At 51.1% G+C, this 7,802-nt stretch carries 8 protein-coding genes; 5 read left to right on the top strand and 3 right to left on the bottom strand.

Annotated elements, in window-relative coordinates; genetic code table 11:
- Positions 1-85 (top strand): zinc ribbon domain-containing protein (locus tag FD07_RS12225; RefSeq protein WP_156403287.1); only part of this gene is annotated, 85 nt, incomplete at its 5' end.
- A gap of 506 nt (positions 86-591) precedes the next feature.
- Here the strand turns inward: FD07_RS12225 and FD07_RS11285 are convergent.
- Complete coding sequence (locus FD07_RS11285; RefSeq protein ID WP_020090411.1) at positions 592-1,296, bottom strand: type 1 glutamine amidotransferase; 705 nt, start codon at positions 1,294-1,296, stop codon at positions 592-594.
- On the bottom strand, positions 1,293-2,642 hold the full coding sequence (locus FD07_RS11280; protein WP_020090412.1) for a Mur ligase family protein: 1,350 nt from the start codon (positions 2,640-2,642) through the stop codon (positions 1,293-1,295). The genes FD07_RS11285 and FD07_RS11280 overlap by 4 nt, the downstream gene beginning before the upstream one ends.
- A gap of 205 nt (positions 2,643-2,847) precedes the next feature.
- Between FD07_RS11280 and FD07_RS11275 the strand changes: the two genes are divergently transcribed.
- The 4 genes from FD07_RS11275 to FD07_RS11260 all read left to right on the top strand — a co-directional run bounded on the left by FD07_RS11275 (position 2,848) and on the right by FD07_RS11260 (position 6,572).
- Complete coding sequence (locus tag FD07_RS11275) at positions 2,848-3,432, top strand: thymidine kinase (protein ID WP_020090413.1); 585 nt, start codon at positions 2,848-2,850, stop codon at positions 3,430-3,432.
- Between the two features lie 173 nt (positions 3,433-3,605).
- Positions 3,606-4,691, top strand: a complete 1,086-nt coding sequence (gene prfA, locus FD07_RS11270; protein ID WP_020090414.1) for a peptide chain release factor 1 — start codon at positions 3,606-3,608, stop codon at positions 4,689-4,691.
- Positions 4,684-5,526 carry a peptide chain release factor N(5)-glutamine methyltransferase gene (gene prmC / locus FD07_RS11265; RefSeq protein ID WP_020090415.1) on the top strand — a complete coding sequence of 281 codons (843 nt, stop codon included), beginning with the start codon at positions 4,684-4,686 and terminating at the stop codon, positions 5,524-5,526. Before prfA ends, prmC begins: the two co-directional genes overlap by 8 nt.
- Before the next feature lie 29 nt (positions 5,527-5,555).
- Positions 5,556-6,572 carry an L-threonylcarbamoyladenylate synthase gene (locus FD07_RS11260; RefSeq protein ID WP_020090416.1) on the top strand — a complete coding sequence of 339 codons (1,017 nt, stop codon included), beginning with the start codon at positions 5,556-5,558 and terminating at the stop codon, positions 6,570-6,572.
- Between the two features lie 212 nt (positions 6,573-6,784).
- Here FD07_RS11260 and FD07_RS11255 read toward each other — a convergent pair.
- A partial coding sequence (locus FD07_RS11255; protein WP_235804804.1) for a DUF5776 domain-containing protein occupies positions 6,785-7,802 on the bottom strand: 1,018 nt, incomplete at its 5' end.

Genomic DNA, 7,802 nt, shown 5'->3' with positions numbered 1-7,802 from the left:
GACCTGTCCTAATTGTGGGATATTTCATGTGCGTGATCATAACGCAGCTAAAAATATTTTAGCTAAGGGTTTAGCAACCCTGTAAAAAGTGAGTCCGCCTGGCAACCTGCGGACATAAAAGGCTTTGGTAATTAGCGGATAAGTCCTATTCATAGGCTAGCGCTGTATCTAAGCAAATTGTGGTCGCCATGCCGTGGGGTGTGGTTCTAACAAACGTCCGTTCTTTTAACGGACGTGGTTGACTCTAATTCTTAGCCGAAGTGAATTTCTACTCAGGGTGAGGTTAATCTCGAACTCTACAGGAGGTTAGCGGAAATAGATAGCTATCTGCTCATAGAAATAAAAAATTGCGTTGGACCAACGATAAACGTTGAGCCAGCGCAATTTTCACGTGCTATTGGTTATTAAATTTAGTGAATGGCGTCAATTGCGGCCAAATGGTAACTGGTATTGACATTATTCTGAAGTGAAAACTAGTTTTAGCCGGAGGAGGCCAGAAGTGGAAGCAGTCGAGGTCCAAGACCGTTCTTTGGCTTGGACCGGTTCCCACAGCAGCTGGAATTTCTGGCAGCCGCAGGCGATGGTTTGCACTTAGAAGGTTGCTGGAATCGGTAAAGCTTCCTGTTGGCTGAAATCGGCTTCGGGGAACTTGCGCTTGAGCGCAGCAATCAGCAAATGCTTAGCGATATCGCCGTTCCGCGTCAGAATTGGGCCGTGGAAGTAAGAACAGTAGACGTTCTTGTAAATTGCACCTTCCGTGCCATCTTCACCGTTATTGCCTTTACCACTGACGACGTTACCCAGTGGCCGTTCACCGGCCCCCAAGTAAGTCAGGCCTTGGTGATTCTCAAAACCGTGGTAGGTCTCACCAGTTTCCTGGTTCTTGATAACGATATCGCCAATAAAGCGATTATGATCTTGGGCTAACGTGTAGTGATCAAGGGCACCGATTCCCGGTAACTTTTCACCGTTGGCGCCGATGTAGTAGTGACCGAGCAGTTGAAAGCCACCACAGATGGCCAGAACGGGACCGCCAGATTCGATGAACTTGGTGAGTTCAGCTTTCTTCGTTTGAATGTCTTGGGAAACGATGGTCTGCTCAAAGTCTTGGCCACCGCCGAAGAAGGCGAGGTCGTAGTCGGCGGCTTGGAAATCTTCTTCCAGGCTGACGACCTTAACGTTTAAGTGAACGTCCATTTGTTTAGCGTAGTACTTCAAAGCTAAAATATTTCCCACGTCACCATAGGTGTTCATGAGATTGCCGTACAGATGGGCCACGTTTAATTCGTAAGTCATACGCCCAATCCCTCCTTGATGTAGCCTTTTGTGGCTAGGATTTTTCGCATTTGCAGCATAGCCGTGTAGGTTGCGAGCACGTAGACCCGCTCCGTTGGGACCTGCTTGATCTCGTCCACGACCTTTTCCAAATCGGGCTCCACGATGTGTTTGTCATCGGGAATCCCAGCAACTTTTAGTCGGAAGGTGATGTCCTTGTAGCGTTCGCCACCAGTGATCACAGCGGGAATGTCACGCTGCGTCAGCTGCTCGAAGTCGCCGTCCCAGATCCAACTGGTGTCGATTCCGTCGGCGTAGTTCGCGTTGAGCAGGCCAACTAGGGAGAATTTTTCCTTGTCGGTGCCAATCATGTGGAGCACTTGATCCAGTCCCACGGGATTCTTGACCAAGATGATTGTAACCTGTTTGCCGTCGACATCGATGACTTCCTGACGACCGAAGACTTGTTGGTTACCATTGAAGGCTCGTGCAATCTGTGCTGGTGCAACCCCCATGAAACGGCCGACCGCGTAAGCAGCCAGCGCGTTATAGATGTTGTAGGTGCCCCCAACACCAATCTTGAAGGCGTGACCGTCGACTTCAAATTCGGAAGATGTTGGCGTTTGTTCGCCGAGCTTGGTCAAACGATAGGTGAGTTCTGGTCGTTCAAAACCACAGTTGGGGCAGAAGTACTTCCCCTGGTTACTGTAGGTCAATGAATGGTAGTGCAAAATGTGCTCGCAGACGGGGCATAGCACGCCATCCGTGTTGGGCTTGGCCTTCATATCCTGGTCGGGTTGATCATCGAAGCCATAGTATTCAATTGGATTCGGTAATTCCTTAGAGTGGAAGATGGGGGAGTCGCCGTTCGCGATGATCGTGGCATTGGGTGCTAGGGCAACCCCATCCAGAATCTTCTGGTAGGTCGTGTAGATTTCCCCGTAACGATCCATTTGGTCCCGGAAGATATTGGTGAAGACGAATGCCTTGGGTTCGATGTACTGTGTGACCTTGATGACGTTGGCTTCATCGACTTCCAGTACGGCTAGGGGCCGACCAGTCTTGGGATGTTTAGCGTTCAAGAATGTCGTAACGATCCCCTGTTCCATGTTGGAACCGGTTGGGTTGGTCAGAATAGCTGGGTATTTTTGGTTGAGGACGGAGACCGTCAGCGCCGTCGTCAAGGTCTTTCCGTTGGTACCGGTGATGACGATGACGTCGTACTTAGCGCCCAGTGTCCGTAAAATGTTGGGGTCCAGCTTCAACGTAATCTTACCGGGCAGAGAACTGCCCCCGTGAAGAAACGTGTGGAGAAACCAGTAAGAGGATTTCCCTGCGAAGGTGGCAAAGCCGCTTCTTAATGACATGGATATTTCGCTCCTTAATCGCGACAAGAATTTTTAATGTCGGGTTCCTTAATATTCAAGCCTTAATTTTAGCATTCTTTTAGTGTTTAGGGGAGGACTATGCCTGAACTTTGACAAAATCCCAAGAACTTTGGCCGGCTCACGGTCGAATTTTCCAGCCTAATCAGCTATAATAGATGGAAACTGTCAAAAAGGTGGGAATAACGTGGCGCAGCTATTTTTTCGGTACGGTGCAATGAATAGTGGGAAGACCATTGAAATCTTAAAGGTCGCCCATAACTATGAGGAACAACATAAGCGGGTCATTATTATGACGAGTGGCTTGGACACCCGCGATGAGGTCGGCTACATCGCCAGTCGCATTGGACTCAAGCGAGAAGCTCATCCAATCTTCGAGACGACCAACCTGTACGACGAAATCAAGCAAATTGACGCTCACGCCAACTGTGTCCTGATTGACGAGGCCCAGTTTTTAAAGAAGGCCCATGTACTGCAACTGGCTAAGGTCGTGGACGAGTTAAAGATTCCGGTCATGACGTTTGGTCTGAAGAATGATTTTAGAAACGAACTGTTCGAGGGTTCCAAGTACCTCATGCTTTACGCGGACAAAATCGAAGAAATGAAGACTATCTGCTGGTTCTGCACCAAGAAGGCCATCATGAATCTCCGCTTCCACGACGGTAAGCCAGTCTACGAGGGCGAACAGGTCCAGATCGGCGGTAACGAAGCCTACTATCCCGTCTGCCGGCGACACTACTTCAATCCGCCATTGAATCAGATTGGTAAGTAGTGAGGCACAAGTCGTGGCTTATTCTGGGCGGGTAATCGTGAAAAAACATTGCGTGTCCCGTCAGATGTGGTAAGCTGACTTAGCTAGAACCACGGGGGGTCAGTCGTGAGAGCGGCGGCACTTCTAATGAATCTATAAATAAGCATCATCAAAATTGAAACGAGGTTAATCGAATGGACGAAATGTTTGACAAGCTCCAAGCCGTGGCTGATCGCTACGACGAGCTGAATGAATTGATCAGCGACCCCGAAGTCATTGCGGATACGCAACGCTTCATGGCCCTCTCTAAGGAAGAAGGGGAGCTGCGGGAAACTGTCGACAAGTATCACCAGTATCAGGAAGTCACCCAACAGATCAAGGATGACGATGAGATGCTTCGCGAAAAGCTGGACGATGACATGGATGCCATGGTCAAAGAAGAGCTGAAGGATCTCAACGAACAAAAAGAAAAGCTCGAAGAGGACATCAAGGTCTTACTGTTGCCTAAGGACCCCAACGATGACAAAAACATCATCATGGAAATCCATGGGGCCGCCGGTGGGGATGAAGCCAGCTTATTTGCTGCTGACCTCTTTAGCATGTACTCCAAGTACGCTGAACGCCAAGGTTGGAAGATTGAAATTGTCGACGAGAACGCCACCGAAGTCGGTGGGTTTAAGGAAATCGTCATGATGATCTCCGGTGACAAGGTTTACTCCAAGCTGAAGTACGAAAACGGTGCGCACCGGGTACAACGGGTCCCCGTTACGGAATCTGCTGGTCGGGTGCACACTAGTACGGCCACGGTCGGCGTTATGCCTGAAGAAGAAGATGTCGACATCGATATCGACCCAAAGGATATCCGGACCGACGTTTACCGTTCCTCTGGTGCCGGTGGTCAGCATATTAACAAGACGTCTTCCGCCGTACGGATGACCCACTTGCCAACGGGGATCGTGGTGGCCATGCAAGACGAACGGTCACAGCAACAAAACCGGGCCAAGGCCATGACGATTCTGCGGGCGCGGGTCTACGACTACTACAAGCAACAAGAAGAAAGTGCCTACAACGCCGAACGGAAGTCTGCCGTTGGGACGGGTGACCGTTCCGAACGGATTCGGACCTACAACTACCCTCAAAACCGGGTGACCGATCACCGGATTGGGCTGACTTTGAACAAGTTGGACCGGGTCATGAACGGGGAACTCGATGACATTATCGATGCCCTGATTCTTTCCGATCAAGCCGCTAAGCTTGAAGATTTAAAGAATAATGGCTAATCAACTAACTTATCTGCAAGCACTCCGTCAGGGTCAAGCGCAGTTGACTTCGGCTGGACAAGATTCGAGTGCCGCGCAGTACCTACTGACGGAGGCTCACGGGTGGACGTTCACCCAGCTGGTGCAAAGTTACCGGACGGTGATGCCAGCGGCGGAGAGCCAAACGTTTCAGCAACAACTGAACCGGGTCGCAAACGGTGAGCCGGCACAGTACGTTTTAGGTCGCGCCAATTTCTACGGCCGGGACTTTCAGGTAACCGCTGCGACCTTGATTCCCCGTCAGGAGACGGAGGAGTTGGTGGCTTGGATTTTGGCTGCCACCACGCCAGCGCCAATTCGGGTACTGGATGTGGGCACCGGGAGCGGCGCCATTGCTGTGTCACTCAAGGCGGAACGGCCTGCTTGGACGGTGACGGCCAGCGACATCTCTGCGGCAGCCGTTGCGGTTGCCCAGACCAATGCCCAGACACTGGCGGCTCCCGTTGACTTCGTGACGGGCGATCTATTCGCACCGGTTGCGGACCAGCGTTTCAACGTGATCGTATCGAATCCACCGTACATCGACCGCACCGAAGTTGACGTGATGGATGAGTCGGTCAAACGCTACGAACCAGAGGGGGCGCTGTTTGCGGCGAACCATGGTTTGGCATTTTACCAACGCTTCGCAGCGGAACTGGCAACCTATCTGTTACCGGGTGGTCAGTTTTTTGCTGAAATTGGCTATCATCAAGGGGCAGCGGTTAAGACCATCTTCGAGACGGCCTTGCCAGCAGCCACGGTGACCGTGCGAACGGATATCAACGGCCATGATCGCATGGTTCGCGTGCAACTTTAGTTTTTGCGATGGGAGAGAAGAGAAAGTTTATGGAAACCAAGATTTTTCAACCAAATCAAATTGATGAAGCGGCCGCTGCCATTCAGGCCGGTGAATTGGTTGCGTTCCCCACGGAGACCGTCTACGGTCTGGGGGCGGACGCGACTAATGAAGCCGCAGTCAAACAGGTCTATCTGGCGAAGGGGCGACCAAGCGATAATCCACTGATCGTTCACGTGACCGGTGAAGACACGGTTAAGCAGTATGCCCAACCGTTATCGGCCAAGGCCGAGGCGTTGATCAAGACGTTCTGGCCCGGACCACTGACGTTGATTTTTGAGTTGCAGCCAGGGAAGTTGTCCAAGGCCGTTACGGGTGGCCTGACGACCGCTGCCTTTCGTAATCCGGATAATCAAGTCACATTGGACCTGATTAAAGCGGCGGGGGTCCCGTTGGTGGGGCCGTCTGCCAATACATCTGGGAAGCCGAGTCCAACACTGGCAAAACACGTCTATCATGACCTGAACGGGAAGATTGCCGGTATCTTGGACGATGGACCAACCAAGGTTGGTGTGGAGTCGACAGTGCTCGATATGTCGACAGAGATTCCAACGATCTTGCGTCCGGGCGGTGTGACCGAAGAACAGCTCGAAGCCGTCATCGGGACGGTACGTTCTAACCACCACAAGGTCGGCAAGGGTGAGATTCCTAAGGCTCCGGGGATGAAGTACAAGCACTATGCTCCGAACGCTCAGGTGACCATCGTGGACGATGAAGCCGACTGGCCAGCCGCATTGGCTTGGGCAGCCCAACAGGATGGGACGATTGGGGTGATGGCCTTAGACCGGACACTGGCTAGTGAAGATCTGCCTGCCAATACGGAACCCTTCTCTCTGGGGGCTGATATGGATAGTGCGAGTCACCTGCTGTTTGCTGGGCTCCGCCACTATGACCTGGAGTCGCCAGTGACGGGCATCTTGGCACAAGGATTTGCGGCTGAGGGCTTAGGAGCGGCGTACATGAACCGCTTGAACAAGTCCGCTGGTCAACAGCACTTTACGAAGTAGGGGACTTGGCTGTTCGATTACGTCGTTGCCTGTTTAATCTAAAATATAAGCATGATGGCGTCCAATCAATTCAGGTTGGACGCCATTTTTGAGTCATTGCGGGAAATCAACGTGACTGGTAATTTGACCGGGTCAGCTTATAAATAAAAGGTCAAGACATTGACGTCTTGACCTTACGATTTGACACCGAAAATTATTAGTAGAGACTAAAATTATTTGAGCTTTTTGACAAGATTGGCATTTGCGGTGATGTAGCCACCGGCGACTTTGTATCGCAGGGTGTCACCTTTGCGGAAATTTTTGGTGTTGGAGTAGGCCCAACCCTTAACGGTGAAGGTGGTCTTCTTAGCGAAATGTTTGTTCTTCTTCGTCAGGTTAACCGTACTGTATCGGTTAACCGCCGTCTTGGCTTGGACGCGTTTAGGCATCGAACGCTTGCCAGGGATGACCAGCTTCTTGTTGGCGGAAATGTATTTCCCGTTAGCGAGGGCGAAGCGGGTCGTCAGGTTGTGACTGACAATCTTCTTCACTTTGAGAACTTGGCCCTGCTTGTAGTGGGTCTTTTTACCAGTCAGGGAACTTTTAGTATAGGCGTTGAGACCACTTGGGCTAATCACCGTAACATCCGTTTGATTCTTGGCATAGTAGAGTGGCGCAATAAAATTGCTATTCGCAGTGATGTATCCGGTCGTTCCTTTACCGTTGAGGTCCTTAACCTTGTAGCGTTTAACGCCATTTTTAGATGTCGCGGTGCCAATGACCTTGAACATTGGTCGGTTCATCCGGGATTTCTTGGCATAAGCCTGCTTGAGAGCTTGTTTACTGAAAGTTGGGGACCCGTAGAGGCCAATTTTCTTGATGGCGTAGACCACGCTGTCCTTCACGACAACGTCGGCCGCAGCCTTACGATAGGCGTAGGTGACGGATTGATCGGAACTGGTAAACTTACCAGATTCATCGCCGGTCGTCTTCACGAGTTTGTAGCCACTGATGCTGAGTGGTTCCGTCTTGTAGTCATCGCCAAGTGAACCCGTTAAGGTTTTATCTGGTTTCAAGGTGTTACCTTGGTCATCAACGTAGTGGACGATGACGGACTTGTTGGTCGCAGTGGTCGCACTGGGCGCTGTTGTTGGCGCCGCCTTAAAGACGAAACAGTTCGGTGACGTTACTACGCTTAATTGGCCATCGGCGATGTCAATAGTCTTACGCAAATTGCAAGAACAAGTTAGT

The organism is Levilactobacillus parabrevis ATCC 53295 (genome assembly GCF_001434055.1).
Taxonomy (GTDB): domain Bacteria; phylum Bacillota; class Bacilli; order Lactobacillales; family Lactobacillaceae; genus Levilactobacillus; species Levilactobacillus parabrevis.
Note: the sequence above shows the minus strand (reverse complement) of the source record. Positions and strands in the feature narration are given on the sequence as shown.

Coding starts and splice junctions, on each gene's coding strand:
- prfA (WP_020090414.1), top strand. CDS start 3,606: ATGGACGAAATGTTTGACAAGCTCCAAGCCGTGGCTGATCGCTACGAC.
- FD07_RS11285 (WP_020090411.1), bottom strand. CDS start 1,296: ATGACTTACGAATTAAACGTGGCCCATCTGTACGGCAATCTCATGAAC.
- FD07_RS11280 (WP_020090412.1), bottom strand. CDS start 2,642: ATGTCATTAAGAAGCGGCTTTGCCACCTTCGCAGGGAAATCCTCTTAC.
- FD07_RS11260 (WP_020090416.1), top strand. CDS start 5,556: ATGGAAACCAAGATTTTTCAACCAAATCAAATTGATGAAGCGGCCGCT.
- prmC (WP_020090415.1), top strand. CDS start 4,684: ATGGCTAATCAACTAACTTATCTGCAAGCACTCCGTCAGGGTCAAGCG.